At 70.3% G+C, this 15,469-nt stretch carries 13 protein-coding genes and 1 tRNA gene; 6 read left to right on the top strand and 8 right to left on the bottom strand.

Features of this window, described 5'->3' with window-relative positions; translation table 11 throughout:
* Positions 1-6 precede the first annotated feature (6 nt).
* Positions 7-996: a glycosyltransferase family 2 protein gene (locus tag AS029_RS10480; RefSeq protein WP_074615930.1), complete on the bottom strand. Its 990-nt coding sequence runs from the start codon at positions 994-996 to the stop codon at positions 7-9.
* Positions 993-2,090 carry a glycosyltransferase family 4 protein gene (locus AS029_RS10475; protein WP_167345259.1) on the bottom strand — a complete coding sequence of 366 codons (1,098 nt, stop codon included), beginning with the start codon at positions 2,088-2,090 and terminating at the stop codon, positions 993-995. Before AS029_RS10475 ends, AS029_RS10480 begins: the two co-directional genes overlap by 4 nt.
* Before the next feature lie 101 nt (positions 2,091-2,191).
* On the opposite strand from AS029_RS10475, the gene AS029_RS17315 reads away from it, so the two are divergent.
* The 5 genes from AS029_RS17315 to AS029_RS10450 all read left to right on the top strand — a co-directional run bounded on the left by AS029_RS17315 (position 2,192) and on the right by AS029_RS10450 (position 8,478).
* Positions 2,192-2,887, top strand: coding sequence for a Pr6Pr family membrane protein (locus tag AS029_RS17315; protein WP_058232549.1), 696 nt, complete (start codon positions 2,192-2,194; stop codon positions 2,885-2,887).
* A 419-nt stretch (positions 2,888-3,306) separates the two neighbouring features.
* Complete coding sequence (locus AS029_RS10465; protein ID WP_058232548.1) at positions 3,307-4,443, top strand: glycosyltransferase; 1,137 nt, start codon at positions 3,307-3,309, stop codon at positions 4,441-4,443.
* Positions 4,440-5,723, top strand: a complete 1,284-nt coding sequence (locus AS029_RS10460; RefSeq protein ID WP_058232547.1) for a hypothetical protein — start codon at positions 4,440-4,442, stop codon at positions 5,721-5,723. The genes AS029_RS10465 and AS029_RS10460 overlap by 4 nt, the downstream gene beginning before the upstream one ends.
* On the top strand, positions 5,720-6,994 hold the full coding sequence (locus AS029_RS10455; protein ID WP_058232546.1) for a lipopolysaccharide biosynthesis protein: 1,275 nt from the start codon (positions 5,720-5,722) through the stop codon (positions 6,992-6,994). Before AS029_RS10460 ends, AS029_RS10455 begins: the two co-directional genes overlap by 4 nt.
* Complete coding sequence (locus tag AS029_RS10450) at positions 6,991-8,478, top strand: O-antigen ligase family protein (protein ID WP_058232545.1); 1,488 nt, start codon at positions 6,991-6,993, stop codon at positions 8,476-8,478. The genes AS029_RS10455 and AS029_RS10450 overlap by 4 nt, the downstream gene beginning before the upstream one ends.
* Here the strand turns inward: AS029_RS10450 and AS029_RS10445 are convergent.
* The 3 genes from AS029_RS10445 to AS029_RS10440 all read right to left on the bottom strand — a co-directional run bounded on the left by AS029_RS10445 (position 8,407) and on the right by AS029_RS10440 (position 11,489).
* Positions 8,407-9,753 (bottom strand): tyrosine-protein kinase domain-containing protein, encoded by a 1,347-nt coding sequence (locus AS029_RS10445; protein WP_074615920.1) that lies wholly within the window; start codon positions 9,751-9,753, stop codon positions 8,407-8,409. The genes AS029_RS10450 and AS029_RS10445 overlap by 72 nt on opposite strands.
* A 267-nt stretch (positions 9,754-10,020) precedes the next feature.
* Positions 10,021-10,182 carry a hypothetical protein gene (locus AS029_RS17620; protein ID WP_167345258.1) on the bottom strand — a complete coding sequence of 54 codons (162 nt, stop codon included), beginning with the start codon at positions 10,180-10,182 and terminating at the stop codon, positions 10,021-10,023.
* An 11-nt stretch (positions 10,183-10,193) separates the two neighbouring features.
* The gene (locus AS029_RS10440; RefSeq protein ID WP_228375929.1) at positions 10,194-11,489 is read right to left on the bottom strand and encodes a glycosyltransferase family 2 protein; all 1,296 of its coding nucleotides are present in this window, start codon (positions 11,487-11,489) and stop codon (positions 10,194-10,196) included.
* 241 nt (positions 11,490-11,730) lie between these two features.
* Here AS029_RS10440 and AS029_RS10435 point away from each other — a divergent pair, with 241 nt between their 5' ends.
* Positions 11,731-13,260 carry a family 16 glycosylhydrolase gene (locus AS029_RS10435; protein WP_058232543.1) on the top strand — a complete coding sequence of 510 codons (1,530 nt, stop codon included), beginning with the start codon at positions 11,731-11,733 and terminating at the stop codon, positions 13,258-13,260.
* 37 nt (positions 13,261-13,297) lie between these two features.
* Here the strand turns inward: AS029_RS10435 and AS029_RS10430 are convergent.
* From AS029_RS10430 to AS029_RS10420, 3 genes are all read right to left on the bottom strand, one after another.
* Positions 13,298-13,370: transfer RNA gene (locus tag AS029_RS10430), tRNA-Lys, on the bottom strand.
* A gap of 39 nt (positions 13,371-13,409) precedes the next feature.
* On the bottom strand, positions 13,410-14,420 hold the full coding sequence (locus AS029_RS10425) for a FecCD family ABC transporter permease (RefSeq protein WP_058232542.1): 1,011 nt from the start codon (positions 14,418-14,420) through the stop codon (positions 13,410-13,412).
* The gene (locus tag AS029_RS10420; protein WP_074615919.1) at positions 14,417-15,463 is read right to left on the bottom strand and encodes a FecCD family ABC transporter permease; all 1,047 of its coding nucleotides are present in this window, start codon (positions 15,461-15,463) and stop codon (positions 14,417-14,419) included. Before AS029_RS10420 ends, AS029_RS10425 begins: the two co-directional genes overlap by 4 nt.
* Positions 15,464-15,469 lie beyond the last annotated feature (6 nt).

Below are 15,469 nucleotides of genomic sequence, written 5' to 3'. Positions count from 1 at the left end.
CGCGGCTCAGAGCGACCGCGAGAACGGTTCCCGGTCGCTCGTGAGGGGTGCGCGCCGGAGCGCTGACGCGTAGATGCCGAACCGGCGGATCTGCGCGGCCGCGGCCTGCCGGTCGCGGCCGCGCAGCGTCGACGCGCGGAACCACCACAACCGCCCGTGCATGCCCGCCAGCACGATCGCCCGCCACAGGCGCTGCTGACGATCGGACCGTGCCATCCTCCACCCGTACAGGTCGAAGAGATTCACGATCCAGGCGGTGTTGACCGCTCCCTCGACGCCGCTGGACGACCCGCCCAGCGCGTGATGTGCGCGTTCTCCGGCATCGATGACCACGCGCAGGCCGGCGGCGCGCAGACGCAGGCAGAACTCGACGTCCTCGGCGTACATGAACCACCGATCGGTGAGCCCGCCCGCCCGTCGCCACGTGTCGACGGGCACCATGAGACACCCGCCACTGACCCAGTCCACGTCGCGGACGCCGTCGCGCACATCGGCGGCGAAGAGGTAATGCCCCTCGAGGATGCTCCACCGGCGACCGAGACGGGAAAGACCGGACTGGTGCAGGAACATCTTCGTCATCGTCGGGGCGTGGCCCGCGGCGAGGATCACGACCTCTTCTCCCTCGTTCTCGAGCACGGGTGCCGCGGCTCCGATCGACGGATCGGCGTCCAGCAGCGCGGACAGGCGTGCGACGCCCTCCGCGGAGATGCGGGCGTCGGGATTGAGCAGGAGCAGGTGGCGTCCCCGGGCGTGGGTCGCGGCCAGATTGACGGCACGCGAGAATCCGGCGTTCGAATCGTTCTCGACCACGCGGACCCACGGGTAACGCGCGCGGAGCATTTCGACGGTGTCGTCGGCCGACAGGTTGTCGATGACGATGACCTCCGCCCCGACCGGTGGCGCCCCGTCGCGCGTCAGCGCGTCGAGGCACGATCCGATCACCCCGAGACTGTTGTACGTCACGATGACGATCGAGACGTCCGGCCGCGCGCTCATCGGGCGCCCGCCACGATCGCCGCGCGCATGCGGTGCACGGCGTTCTCCCACGTGTAGTGCGCCAGAACCGGCGCGGCATCCGCGGGAGAGGCGGGGTCGCGCACCAGTGCCGAGATGGCCTCCGACACCGCCTCGACGTCGCGCGGGTCGACGAATCTCGCCCGCTCGCCCACGATCTCGTGGAAGACGGGGATGTCACTGAGCAGCATGGGTGCACCGGTCGCGAGCGCCTCGAGGGTCGGCATCCCGAATCCTTCGTCGAGCGTGAGGAAGAGGAAGAGCGCGGTGTTCTCGTACAGCCAGCGCAATTCGTCGACGTCGATGCGCCCGAGCAAACGCACGGAGCCGTCGGAGAGCGCATCCTCCACCGACGACGGCAGCGCGGCGCCGAGTCCCGACCTCTCGCCCACGACCAGGAGGGGAAAGGTCGGGGTCACCGTGCCCGACCGCAGCGCCGCCTCGATGGAGAGGGCCAGGTTCTTGCGCGCGTTCAGGCGGCCGACGGTCAACACGAAACCGGTGAGGTCGTGCACGCCGTCGGGCGCGCGAGAGGCCGTGTCGGCGAACGAACGGTTGAGTCCGAGGCCGACGACGATGGCCGAACGCGCCGCCGAGGTGCGCGTGACCCGAGCCGCCTCCGACTCGGTGCTGGTGAAGACCACGTCGGCATGGCGGATGGTCGCGGGCATGAGGGAGAAGTACGCGCGCTCCCGACGGGTGAACCATTGCGGATCGCTGAGGAAAAGAAAGTCATGGACGAAAACCGCCGATCGTCCATTCAATGGGGTGAAATTGTGCGTGATCGTGATGTCGGGCTTGAGTCGCGCAGCCCAGATCGTCAGCCCGGCGATGACACCCACTCCGTGCGGTCGGAAACGAGTTCCCACCACCCGCGCCGACGAGCCGACTTCTCGCTGCACCGAGGCGACGTCGCGGTGCGGCACGCAGATGATGACGGCGTCACCGGGGAATTCCTTCAGCCACGCGAGGATGAATTCGCGCTGGACTTCGCGATTCGACAAAGGCCCGTCGATCCACCAACTACCATCGAAGAGCACCCTGAGGCCGCGCCCCGCCGCATCCTTATCGGGCATTGAATCCCCGTCTCTGAGGCCATTACAGGAATCCGAGACTACCGAAGGCGAGTGAACGCGACCGCCCCGTGAACGAGTCCGACGCGGCGTCAGGAGGAACAGTGGCATCACGTCTGGCCGTCGCCGGCCTCCGGTGGGGTATCGCCGTCACGGGCGCCGTCGCGCTCGCCGACGCGATCGTCGTCGCCCAGACGTCGTCCGGCTCCGCGGCCACGGCGGACTTCCTCAGTTCCGTCACGGCTCTCACCAACATCTTCTCGGTCATCGCCTTCGCGGTCGCGGGCGCCGACGCGCGCAGGGGTGACTCGCGCGCCGGCGACCCCGGCCTCCGCCGCGGCCCGCACCGCGGTCGCGTCGCCGACGCGCGCGTGCGGCGCGCCACGCGCGTCGCGATGATGCGGGCGCTGAACGTCGCCACGCTGGTCAGCATGTCGGTGCTCTTCCTGTGCATCTACGGGCCGGTCGTCGTCACCGACCCGGCCCAGCTCAACCTCACCTCGGTGGTGCTGCATGTCGTGGTCCCGGTTCTGACGGTGGTCGAGTGGTTCGTGTTCCCCGCCGAGAGCCGCGCCCCCCTCCGCGGTGTCTTCCTCGTGCTGGTCTTCCCGTGCCTGTGGTTCGTCTACAGCTTCATCCGCGGTGCTCTCACGGGACGCTACGTCTACGAATTCCTCGACCCGTCCGGACCCTCGGGAGTGCAGGGTGTCGTCGCGATGACGGTGCTCATCATCACCTGCTTCTTCCTGGTCGGAGCAGCGGTCTTCCTCACTCAGCGGTCGCGGGGAATTCGTCGCTGAGACCGCGGCGGGCTTGACGTCCATTCCGTTTCGCCTCGGCCCCGCGGTCATTCGAGATGAATTCGGTCCTCGACGGCCGGAGAGAACGCATTCATGCCGCACGACGGTTTCGTGAGGCGTCGATATCCATCCCGGCCGGCGCACTCGAGGCGCGAAATCCCTATGAGGCACACCTCAAGATGACCTCAACATCGGCGCAAGAAAAACACAGATTCGCCGAGGTCGATCTTGTGCCGATCCTTTCTCCGCATTAGCCGCGGGTTCTGCTGGCCTCGCATCGCGATGCATAGATTCGACCGTCGACGGGGCCTTCATCGGGCCCCGATAACGAATCTTGCGCGCGGCGATGGATGCCGCGGGCACCTCAGCGAGCTCATGGGGCGCGACTTCGGGCGCGGCGGTGAGCGGAAGGAGTTCCTGTGACCAGCACGTCTGTTGCCATCATCGGCACGCGGGGGTATCCGAGCTACTACGGCGGCTTCGAGACGGCCGTGCGCCGTCTGGCGCCGTATCTCGCCGACGAGGGGTGGGACGTCACGGTCTACGGACGCCCGGGCATGACCGTCCCCGACGACCCGGACCTCGACCCGCGCGTCACGCGCCGCGTGACGAGAGGGATCGAGAACAAGTCGCTGAGCACCCTGTCGTTCGGTCTGACGTCGACCCTGGATGCCGCGCAGCGCAAGCCCGACGTCGCTCTCGTCTTCAACTGCGCCAACGGGTTCTGGCTGCCGCTGCTGAAGCGGCGCGGCATCCCCGCCGTCGTCAATGTCGATGGAATCGAGTGGGACCGCGCCAAATGGGGACCCGTCGCGAAGAAGGTCTTCCACGAGGGGGCCGCGTGGACGGCCCGCCACGCGACCCGGCTCGTCTACGACGCCGCGGCGATCGAGACCCGCTGGCGCAACGAGTTCGACCGCGACGGAGACGTCATCCCCTACGGCGGCGACGTGCCGCCCGACTACCCGGTCGAGCCGGGTCTCACGCACCGCGGCTACGCGCTGATGGTGGCGCGCTTCGTCCCCGAGAACACGGTGTCGGAGTTCTTCGAGGCGGCTCGTCTCATCGCGCAGACCAGAGACGTCGTGATCGTCGGCTCGTCCGGCTACGGCGGGCCGCTGGACGAGGCTGCGGCCGAGCTGTCGCGCTCGAACCCCCGCGTGCGGTGGCTCGGTCACGTCAGCGACGATCGGCGACTGCACGCGCTCTGGCAGCACGCGGGTGCCTACTTCCACGGCCACAGCGTGGGCGGCACCAACCCCGCTCTCGTGCAGGCCATGGCGTGCGGCGCCCCGGTGGTAGCGCGCGACACCGTCTTCAACCGCGAGGTGCTGACCGATGCGGGACGCTTCGTCCGCCCCGACCCGAAAGACATCGCCGCCGCCGTCCTGTCGCTGCTCGACGACCCGGGCCGCCAGCGGTGGCTCTCCGAGCGGGCCCAGAGGCGCGCCGTCTCGGCCTATTCATGGGAGTCCGTGCAGCTCGCGTACAAGAACTCGCTGCTGACCGCCATGGCAGGTCGGCGTCCCGCGCTGGTCGGGGCGGGGCGCGCGTGAGCGGGCTGAGGAACCTGGGCTACGACGACCTGCTCATCTGCTACCTGGTGGGACCGCTGGTCGATCTCACCCCCGAGCGGGTGCACGGCGCGCTCGCGGATGCATTGCGTTCTCCGCGCGGCGAAACGCTGCATCGCGTGCGCACGCGCAGCCGGCGGTGGCGACGAGTGGATCGCCAGACGGCCGTCGCGGCCGGACGAGCGGCCGTCGAGACGGTGGAAGCGGTCCGTGACCGCTCGGATCTGGCGGCCCTCGTTCTGGGGAGCCCGTTCGAGCCCGGCCAGCTGCCGATCCGGATCTTCCTCAGCGGTGGGGTCCTCGCGTTCCGACTCCCGCACAGCCTGTTCGACGGCACCGGAGCCACGGCGATGGTGAGTCTCGTGGTCGAGAAGCTCGGCGCCCCGGGGGTCGACACCCTCCCCACCGTCCCGTGGGCCGAGGCCCCCTTGCGCGCGGCGATGCAGAAGGTGGGTCTGAACGGCGTGGCCGGCATCCGCTCGGCGCGAGAGACCTTCCGCACGCTGACCGCTCGCACCGAGACCGGCTACCAGCTGCCCCGCACGCTCACGAAGGCCGAGTCGATCGAGCGGACGCGGATGGTCTCGTTCGTGCTGCCCCCGGCGGCGGTGCGAACGATCGCGGCCACGCCGGAGAGGGCGCTCGAAGGTCGGCGCCCGGCCCGACCGCCGCTCTCGGTGAAGACCGCGAGCCTGGTTCTGCGGTGCCTGCGCGACGCGCTTCGCGAGCAGGTGGACTTCCGCGTGGTGGTTCCCATCGACGGCCGTCGCTGGGTGGCCCGGGGCTTCGACGCCGAGGGGAACTTCTCGCCGTCCCTGCCCATGGGTCGGCTGCGCGACGACGATTGGAGCGCCACGGCCCTGGCCGAGCGCATCTCGGCCGCGAGCAAGTCGGGAGCGCCCGTCGCATGGTTGCTCGCCACCACGCTCAGCGCGTTGAAGAACGCGGTCCGTCATCCCGTCGCCGCCCGCCGCTCGCACGATGCGACGCCGCGTGTCCCGTTCGAGATCCACGTCTCGCTGCCGTCGACCGAGGTCGCCGTCTCCGAGGCGCTGATGCCGCGGGTCGACGACGACACGTTCGTCGGCGGGATGCCGGCGCACACGGGCCTTCCTCTGGGAGTGTGGGTGGAGGTCGCCCCGCTGCGGGAGGGCCTGCACGTCATCGTCCGCGACGAGACGGGCCTGTTCGACCTCGAGGGGTTCGAGCAGCGTCTGCACGAGACGGTCACCGTGGCCGCGGAGGTGAGGAGGGGTTCGTGAGCGTCGCCGTACGGTTCTTCAACTCGCCGATGACGATGCTCGGCTCCCGGCTGTCGGTCGCGGCGCTGGGCTTGATCAGCGCACCTCTCATCGCGCAGGCCCTCGGCCCCAGCGGCCGGGGCGAGACCGCATCGGCATTGGCGACCATGTACCTGGTCCCCATCCTGCTGGCGCTCGGGATGCCGTTCGAGGTGCGTCGACGCGTGCTGGCGGACGGCGGCATGGGGGCGGTCCGCACGGCCCGTCGTCTGGCGTTCGTGACGGCCATCCCGGCGGGGCTCGTGGCCTGGCTGGCCGTGTCGACCCTGTTCTCGGGCTTCGACGCCGCCTCCACCGTCGCGGTGGTCGTGGCCCTGATGAGCACGCCGATCATGGTGTGCTGGATGATCGACATCGGCGTGGTGGGTGCCCAGCGCCGCTTCGGCGCGGTCGCGCTGCTGCAGGCGACCCAGCCGGTGGTGTACGTCGGTGGCATCCTGATCCTCGCGCTGATGGATGCCATGAGCGTGGCCGGCGTCATCTGGGCCAACGTGCTCGGGTCGGTCGCCACCGCCATCGTCGGGACGCTGCTGAACCGGACCCACCGCGCGACGCCGGTGCCGTGGCGGGGCCTTCTGCGCGGGAGCACGACGTTCTACGGAGCCCAGGCCTCGGACGCGGCGTACCAACGACTCGATCAGGTGCTCATGCTGCCGCTGATCGGCTCGCATCAGGCGGGGCTGTATTCGGTCGCGGTCACCATCGGGACGCTGCCGGTCTTCCTCGCGCACGCGGTGGCGGCGCCGGTGTTCTCGGACATCTCGCGGACGGAAGGTCGTGCGCGCGTGCTCGCCACCGGCGACGCCCTCCGGTCGGCGTTCATGGTCGGCCTCGCCTCCGCGGTCTTCCTCGCGGTCGTCTCCCCGTGGGGCGTCCCGCTGCTGTTCGGCGACGCGTTCGCCGAGGCGCTGCCGGCGGTGATGTTCGCCATCCTGGGCTCCCTGTTCGTCGTCGTGATCGCGAGTGCGGGCGAGGTGCTCTCGGCACGCAACCTGGGCCTGCGGATGACGGTCGCTCAGGGCTCGGGCCTGGTCACCTGTCTCGTGCTGCTGCTGATCTTCGGCCCACCGTTCGGTGCGATCGCCGCGGCCATCGCCAACGCCAGTGGCATCATCGTGGCCCTGACTGTCATGATGATGTCCATCCGCCCGCCACTGCACACCATCGTCCCGCGTCCCTCCGACGCGCTGCTGGTCGTGCGTCGTCTCACCGGTCGGGGCGGAGCGGTGTGACCGCATCCCCGACCGCCACGCGCGCAGGCCGAGCCACGCTCCCCGCCCGGATCATGTCGGCGATCGCCCCGCACGGGTGGTCGGGACTCGGGGTGATGTGGCTCGGCATCCTGGCCCTGGCCTTCGTGCTGCCGGCCAACGGGGTGATCTCGGCGTTCCTGCACGGTGCGGCGGCCACCGCCTTCGGCGCGGTGAAAGACGCTCTCGTCCTCGGCCTGTTCGTGCTCGTGGTCGTCACGGGCCGTCTCCGCCGTGTGCCCGTGCCCATCGTCGTGCTCGTGCTGATGATCGTGTCGCTGGGGCTGGTCTCGGGTGCCTGGACGTCGAGCCTGACGCAGGCGGCCTACGGCTGGCGCAACGACTTCCTCCCTTTCCTGGCCCTCATCGTCGCCCCCGCGATCCTGGACCGCCGTCACGTCCCGATCCTGGCGACGGTCTTCGTGGTCGTGTCGCAGGCTGCGGCCATCACCACGATCGTCACATGGAGCCAGGGTCTGAAGTGGCTGTTCACCCTCGGGGTGTTCCCCGTGCCGGTCGGTGCGCCGTTCCCGTCGTCGCTGTTCGTGGCCGGCAGCATCGTGCCGCGCGGGTTCAGCCCCTACGCGGCGCCGAACGAGAGCGCCGCGGTGGCCACCATGATGCTCGCGGTGCTGTGGACGCGCCCGCGATGGCCCCTCTGGCTGAAGGGCGCGCTGACGCTGCTGCCGCTCGTGGCGATCTATCTGACGCAATCGCGCAGCGGTTACATCGGTCTGGCCCTGCTCGCCGCGGCGCTGGTGTCGTGGGCCATCTTCCGCGCCCGCCCCGAGATGATGTGGGCCTTCCTGACGATCATGGCCGGCGCCGGCGTGGCGGGTGTCACGCTCTATCTGTTCATCGACAAAGTCGTCTCTCACGTCGCCGATCCCTCGCTCATCGGCCACAGCGACAGCCTTCTCGAGAACATCCCCTTCCTCGTCACGCACCCCTTCGGGTACGGATTGGGAATGGTCGGCCCTCGGGCGCTGAACTACTCGAGCGACGCCATCCTCGTGGAGAGCTTCTTCCTTCTGCTGGCGATCGAATCCGGCATCCTCGTGATGCTGCTGTTCGCGGCTCTGCTGGTGTATCTGTTCCAGGGGGGCGTGCGTGCCCGCACCCTCGACGGGTTCCTGCCGGCCGCCCTGATCGCCGGATCGGTCGTGAGTTTCACGGTGCTGCCCACCCTGCAGGAGGGGCCGGTCGCCTACACCCTGTGGATCCTCTGCGGGATGGGGGTGGTCGCGGCGCGGGCCGGAGGCGTGGCCGGCGCGGCACAGACGTCCTCCCTCGGCGCGCCGGTCGAGTCGCGCGTGGTCGCGGCGGAGTCCGACGCGGTCCCCTCGCGCGTCGCGCGCGCTCGGCGTGGCGCGCGCGGGACGGCTGCGGACGCGTCAGGCGAACGGGACGCCGGGAGCCGTGGGAGCCGGCGAGCCCTTCGGAGCTCGCGTCACGACGACGCCTAGGACACCGCTTCGCACGGCGCGCAGGCGCTCGGCGGCCGTCGTCAGGTCGGCGGTCGCCGATACACCGACGCCGGCTACGAGCAGCGTGGCATCGGCGAGCTTGCTGAGCAGCACGCTGTCGGTGGCGGTCAGCACCGCGGGGGAGTCGACCAGCACGTGGTCGAAGCGCTTGGCCAGCTGAGACAGCAACTGCTCCATGGCGGGGGTGCCGACGAGGTTGCTCGGGTTGTTGGTGGTGCGCCCCGCCGGGATGACGGTCACGCCCTCGGCGGTGCGCGCCAGCAGGTTCACGGCGGGCAGCGCGGGGCTTCCGAGCAGCTGCACGAGCGTGGGCGCACCGCGGGGGGTGCGGAAGACGTCGCCCATCGCGGGAGAGCGGAGGTTGGCGTCGACGACGAGCACGGAACGGCCGAGCTGAGCGATCGAGGATGCGAGGCCTGCGACGACGACGCTCTTGCCGTCGCCGTCGCGGGCGGAGGTCACGAGCACGACGCGGGGGACGGACGGCGTCCCGTACAGCAGTGTCGTGCGCAGCATCCGGAGGGATTCGGCGACGGCACCGTCTTCGTCGACGAGCTCCGGGCCCTTCCGCAGGGCGGGGTCGTAGGGCAGCGATTCCACGACCGTCATGTCGGTACCCGCTGCGACGTCGGCGGCCGAGCGGATGCGGCCGTCGCGAAGGTGGCGCAGGGCGACGATTCCGATACCGATGATGAGACCCGTGGCCCCGCCGATGAGCAGGTACACCGGGAGGTCGGGGGTGAGGGGATCGGCGGGTACCGGCGTGGACTCCAGCAGACGCAGGTTGACGCGGCTGGGACCCCCGTCGGAGGTCCCTTCCAGGTCGCGGACGTATTGCGTGAGGCTGGCGGCCACCGTGTCGGCGATCTGCGCGGCGCGCTCACCGTCGGAGTCGACCACGTCGATGGTCATGATGGCGGTGTTGGGCATGGGTGCCGCGGTGATCTCCGAGGCGAGTTCGCTGACGCTCATGTCGAGGCCGAGCCGCGAGATGACCGGCTCCAGCACCGAGGCGGATGTGGCCAGCGCGACATAGGAGGGCACGCGTGCCTCGGCGCTCTGGAAGGATGCACCCACTTCGGCGGTGGATTGGCTCGAGGCGGTCGTCAGCGACACCAGCACGGTGGTCTGGGCGCGGTACTCGGGCACGGCGGTGACGGTGACCGCCGCCGCCGCCGCGAGTCCGACGGCGACGAAAATCGATATCGTCAACCACCCTTTTCGCAGCAGTCGTCCGTATTCGCGTAGACCCACGTGTGCGACTCCTGTCGATTCAGCGATTCGCGCGTGCCGGTGGAAAAGCACCTGCGAATCTGGCGGCCGGGCTGGGACTCGGGCTAATTATGACCCACCCGCGTTTCCCGCTCCGGCGATGACGGCCCCGCGTCGTCATTCGCATTCGTTCATCGATCGCCGGCGACGTGCGTGCGTTGTCGCTTCTGCGCGGGGTGGTCGGTGACCACAGCGAGACGGCCGCTGGCGCTCGGCGCGCCGACGACCGTCTTGAGTGGTGCGATGTTCTCAGGATTCGCGGGTGCGGCGGGGGACGATGCGCATGACGGCGGTGCCGGCGGCGATGAGGGCGAAGGCTGCCAGACCCAGCCAGACCGAGTCGAACCCGGTCATGGCCAGTGCGCCGGCGCCGACGCCCGCTCCGGTGGACGATGCGATGTTGTTGTACATGTGTTCTCCGATCACCAGTCGCGCCGACGACGAGTCAGCGCGTCCAGGTATGCCTTGGTGTGGACGATCTGCAGGAACAGATCGATGACGAGCTCGTACATGAGCCCGGCGGCGAGCATGTAGCGCCACCCGCGGTGGCGGACCGTCACGATGCGCTCGATGACGAAGATCGCGGTCACGCCGAGCCAGAACGGCTGCACCGTGAAGCTGTTGAAGAAGACCGCGTAGACGATGGTGGCGAGGTAGACGTAGGTGATGACGCAGCCGGTCATCGTGAGCAGCTGCCGGCCCCAGTAGGGCCACGTGATACGGGTCAGCCCGTACTGCACGCAGTTCTCCACCGCGCCGCGCTTCCAGCGCAGGCGCTGCTTCCAGAGGTCCGTCCAGGTGGGCATGATCTCGGTCACGAGTGTGCAGCCGGCGGGGCTGAGCACGTTGTAGCCGAGGTGGCGGATGGCGAAGGTCAGCTCGTTGTCTTCGGTGAGCACGGAGGTGTCGTACACGCCGCCGCGACCGTCGCCGGCGGGGAGCTCGCCGGCGAGGCGGGCCGCGCCGATCTGGCGGAGCATGCCGGCCTTCATGACCGCTGCGGTTCCGGTCACGACGAGGCACTTGCCGCCCAGACGCTGCACGTCGCGGGCGTAGCGGGCGTACTCGTTGCGCTGCAGGTGACCGACGAAGCCGCCGCCCTCGCTGCCGCGGAAGACTCCTCCCACCGCGCCGATCTTGCCGCGCAGGTTCTTGCGGGCGATCTCGAGGAAGTCCGGGTCGAGGGCGGAATCGGCGTCCTGCACGAGCACCAGGTCGTCTTCGCGCAGGTGCGGGAGGGCCTCGGCGAGGAACTGGTTGAGGGCACCGGCCTTCTTGTGCGTGTTACCGGTGGTGATGAACACCTCGGCGCCGTGCGCGCGGGCGATCTCGACCGTGCGGTCCGTGCAGTTGTCGGCGATGACGACGATGTGATCCGGCGGCGAGGTCTGGTTCTGCAGCCCCTGGATCGCGGCGGCGATGCCCGCCTCTTCGTTGTGGGCCGGAAGGGCCGCCACGAGCCCGCCGGTGCGGGGCGCCTTGCGGCCGCGTCGCGTGGGAACGGCGGCGGGGGCCTCCTCGGTGACCGTCTGCATGCTCGACGAGGTGAGGGCGTCGGTGCGTCCCAGGAGTGCCGTCGACGAGCCGGTCGAAGGAAGAGAGGCGCGGCGGCGGGTGCTGCGGGATCGGCGCGTCGGCAGGGTTTCGGGCAGCGCCTCCCACGACGCGCGACGCGCGCGCGTCGGGGCGTGGGTGCGTGCGCGCAGGGCGGTCGCCATCGCCGGTCGTCCTTCCGTCAGCAGCACGTCGAAACGTGTGGTGTGGGCTCGCCGGCGGTGGAGCTCGCGGCCCACTCACTCACGAGAGGTGCGGGGCCTCGGGGCTCCCACAGCGTCGAAACTATGCGGGCGAATGCAAGGCGAGATGGATTCGTGCGCAAGACGACCTCAAGGTAAGCGCAAGGTCGGTCTTGAGGGATTCTTGCGTCTTTTATCAGGATCCGTTCAGAATTGCCTCGGGTTGATTCAATCGACGGAGCTGCGCGACAGTCGCACCGTCGACGTCATTTCTCGGAAGACAGGACTCGCCGTGCTGCGTACTTTCCCCCTCATTTCGCGCAAGATCGCGACCGCTGTCGCCTTCGTCATTCTGATCGGGCTGACGGCCCCGTCGGCGTCGGCCGTCGCCGCGGACGACTCGGCGGATGCCGCCCCCTCGGCGGTCCTCGCCGCAGCGCCGGCGGACGCGCCGGGGTGGACGACCCTCTTCCGTGACGACTTCAGCGGTCCCGCCGGTTCCGCCGTCGGCGCGAAGTGGGAGCACGAGGTCGGCACGTGGGGCACGGGCGCGGTCGATCGCACCACCGCCTCGACCGACAACGTCTTCCTCGACGGCTCGGGCGCTCTCTCGATCCGCGCGCTGCGCGACGCGTCGGGGGCGTGGACGTCGGGGCGCATCATCACCGCGGACAAGTCTTTCGCGGCTCCCGCGGGCGGACGTCTGCTGATGACGGCATCCGTGCGTCTGCCCGCCGTCGCCGACCCGACCGGCTACTGGGCGGCGTTCTGGGCGCTCGGTCGTGATGCCGACGCGCAGATCGACTGGCCGCGCACCGGCGAGTTCGACATGCTCGAGGCCGTGAACGGGACGCCGCAGGTCATCCAGACGCTGCACTGCGACCTCCCCGACGGTGGCGCCTGCGACGAGCCGTACGGCATCACCAGCGGGCTGCAGGACTGCGCCGCCTGCCTCACCGACTTCCACACCTACTCCGTGCTGGTCGACCGCACCGTCGCGGGCGCGGAGCGGCTGGAGTTCTTCGTCGATGACGTGACCACGCACGCGATCGAGGAGTCCCAGATCGGTGAGGCCGCGTGGGATGCCGCCATCCCGAACGCGTACTTCCTGGTGCTGAACCTCGCCATCGGGGGTGGGCTGCCCAACGGCGTCTGCGGATGCGACAGTGCCGCCGCGCCGAAGACCTCGGGCGGCACGATGTCGGTGGATCACGTCGCCGTCTACCAGTCGGGCGCACCGGTGGTGGCGGTCCCGACCATCTCGGGCACGGCCGCGGCGGGCGCAACTCTCGTGGCGGATGCCGGGCGGTCGACTCCCGTGACCTACCAGTGGCGCGCCGACGGCGTCGCGATCTCCGGCGCCACCGGCAGCTCTTTCGTCTTGCCGGGCACCAGCGTCGGCAAGCGCATCACCGTCACCGTCTCGGCTCTGGACGGATCGGATGCCGTGACGTCGCTCCCCACCGCCCCCGTCAGCGCCGGCACGCTCGGGGCGGTGACCCCCACGATCAGTGGCACCGCGAAGCTCGGCAACACGTTGACCGCCGTGCCGGGAACGTGGACGCCGAGTCCGGTGACGCTCACCTACCGGTGGAAGGCCGACGGTGTCGACATCGCGGGCGCGACGGGCAAGACCCTCAAGGTCGCCACCACGCAGATCGGCAAGCGCATCACCGTCACCGTGACCGGTTCCAAGACCGGTTTCACCACCGCGCAGCGCACGTCGGCACAGACGGCGGTCGTCGTGCGCTGACCGCCGGTTCGGCGCAGTGCTGATGGAGAAGATGCGGTGGGCCCCGTGGGGCTCGAACCCACGACCCGCGGATTAAAAGTCCGATGCTCTACCGACTGAGCTAGAGGCCCTCGGCATCCACCCTACCGGCCGTGACGGGGCGTTCGTGCTCATCGGCGGGTGCGCGCGACGATCCAGAACAGGTAGGCCCCTCCTACGACGCCGGTGAGCAGGCCGACGGGGATCTGCAGAGGCGCCAGGGCGCGCTGCGCGATCACATCGGCGACGAGGAGCACCGTCGCTCCCGTCAGGGCGGAGCCCACGAGCGGGATGCCGCTGCTGCCCATCGCGCGACGCGCCAGCTGCGGAGCTGCGAGGGCGATGAAACCGATGGGGCCCGCGATCGCGGTCGCGGTGCCCGTGAGAAGGGCCGCGACGACGACGAGCAGAAGTCGCGAGCGCCCCGTCCGCACGCCGAGGGAGCGCGCCACGTCGTCGCCGAGCTCGAACGCGCGGAGGTCGCGGTGGGCGAGCAGCAGGACGACGCTCAGGATGCCGAGTGACGTAAGCAGCGGGCCCAGGTCGCTCATGGCGGTGGCGGCGAGGCTCCCGTGCAGCCACTGGTCGGCGTTGCGGGCGATCTCGAGCGGGGCGCGGGTGAGGAGGTAGTCGTTGACCGCGGCGAACAGGATCGACAGCGCGATGCCGGCGAGGATCGTTCGTTCTCTGGAGACGCCCACGCTGCGCGCGATCAGCATCACCACGACCACCGTGAGCAGCCCGCCCATCCAGGCGCCTGCGGCCGGCGACGCCGTCGGGGCGATCAGGGTCAGACTGATCAGTGCTCCGGTCGCCGACCCGGCGCTGAAGCCGACGATGTCAGGACTCGCGAGCGGGTTGCGGGCCAGGGTCTGGAAGACCGCCCCGGCCAGCCCGAGAGCGGCGCCGATGGCGAGCGCGGCGATCACGCGGGGGACGCGCAGGCCCACCACCACGACGGAGGTGCGCGCGTCACCTCCGCCGAGGAGAGCGGATGCCACCTCGGCGGGCGACGCCTGGAACGAACCGGTGCCGAGGCCGGCGACGACCGCGATCGCAGCGACGGCCAGCGTCGCGACCACGGCGGTCACCGCGCGACCGCGGCCGACGAGGCGGCGACCGGCGAGGCGACGACCGGTCACGAGGATCTCCGCACGACGAGCCAGAGCAGAAGGGGGGCGCCGAGGAACGCGGCGACGATACCCGCCTCGACCTCGCCCGGCAGGGCGATCGCTCGACCGACGACGTCGCTCGCGAGCGTGAGCGCGGCCCCGGCCAGGGCGGCGATCGGCAGGCTCGCGCGCAGGTCGGTGCCGACGACCCCGCGGACGGCGTGGGCGACGAGCAGCCCGATGAAGGCGAGCGGTCCCGCGGCCGAGGTGGCCGTGGCGCACAACAGGGTGATCGCCGTGCCCGCCGCGACGATGACGACGGCGGGCGAGACGCCCATCGCCCGGGCGAGATCGCTGCCCAGCTGCAGGTGGTCCACTCCGCGAGAGACGAGCACGGCGATCACGACGCCGACGACGGCGAAGGGGAGCAACTGCGCGGCCACGTCGGGGTCGCGACGCTCGAAGGAGCCCACCGCCCAGAACCGGAACGATTCGAACGTATCGTCGTCGGCGAGCGTGATGATGCGCACGACCGCGCCCAGGCACGCGCTGAGCGCCACGCCGGCGAGGATCAGCCCGACGGTGCCGCCGCGGCGCCCGGGCCGCGCGGCGGCGGTGACGAGGGACGCAGCGCCCGCCGCTCCCGCGAAGGCGAACCACACGTACCCGCCGGCCGTGCCCACGCCGAAGAAGGCGATCGCCACGACCACACCCAGAGCGGCGCCGGCGTTGACGCCGAGAAGACCGGGGTCGGCGAGCGGGTTGCGGGTGACCGCCTGTATCAGCAGCCCCGCGACCCCGAGGCACGATCCGGCGAGCAGGGCCGTCAGGGTGCGAGGCAGCCGAAGCTCGTGCACGATGACGCCCGCGGTGTCGCGCGTGGTCGACAGCAGCGCCGTCAACACGTCGGTCGGCGCGAGAGGGCGGGAGCCGATGGCCAGGCTCGCGACGACGAGCCCCGAGAGCGTGACGATCAGCGCGAGCGTGTATGCGGCGACACGGCGGCGGGCTCTCAAGCGGCGACGGGCGATATGCGCCGCGCTCGCCGAGAGGGCGGTGGGCACAGCGGTCACGCAGGT

Source organism: Microbacterium enclense (genome assembly GCF_001456955.1).
GTDB classification, from domain to species: Bacteria; Actinomycetota; Actinomycetes; order Actinomycetales; family Microbacteriaceae; genus Microbacterium; species Microbacterium enclense.
This window is presented reverse-complemented; position numbering and strand designations above follow the sequence as displayed.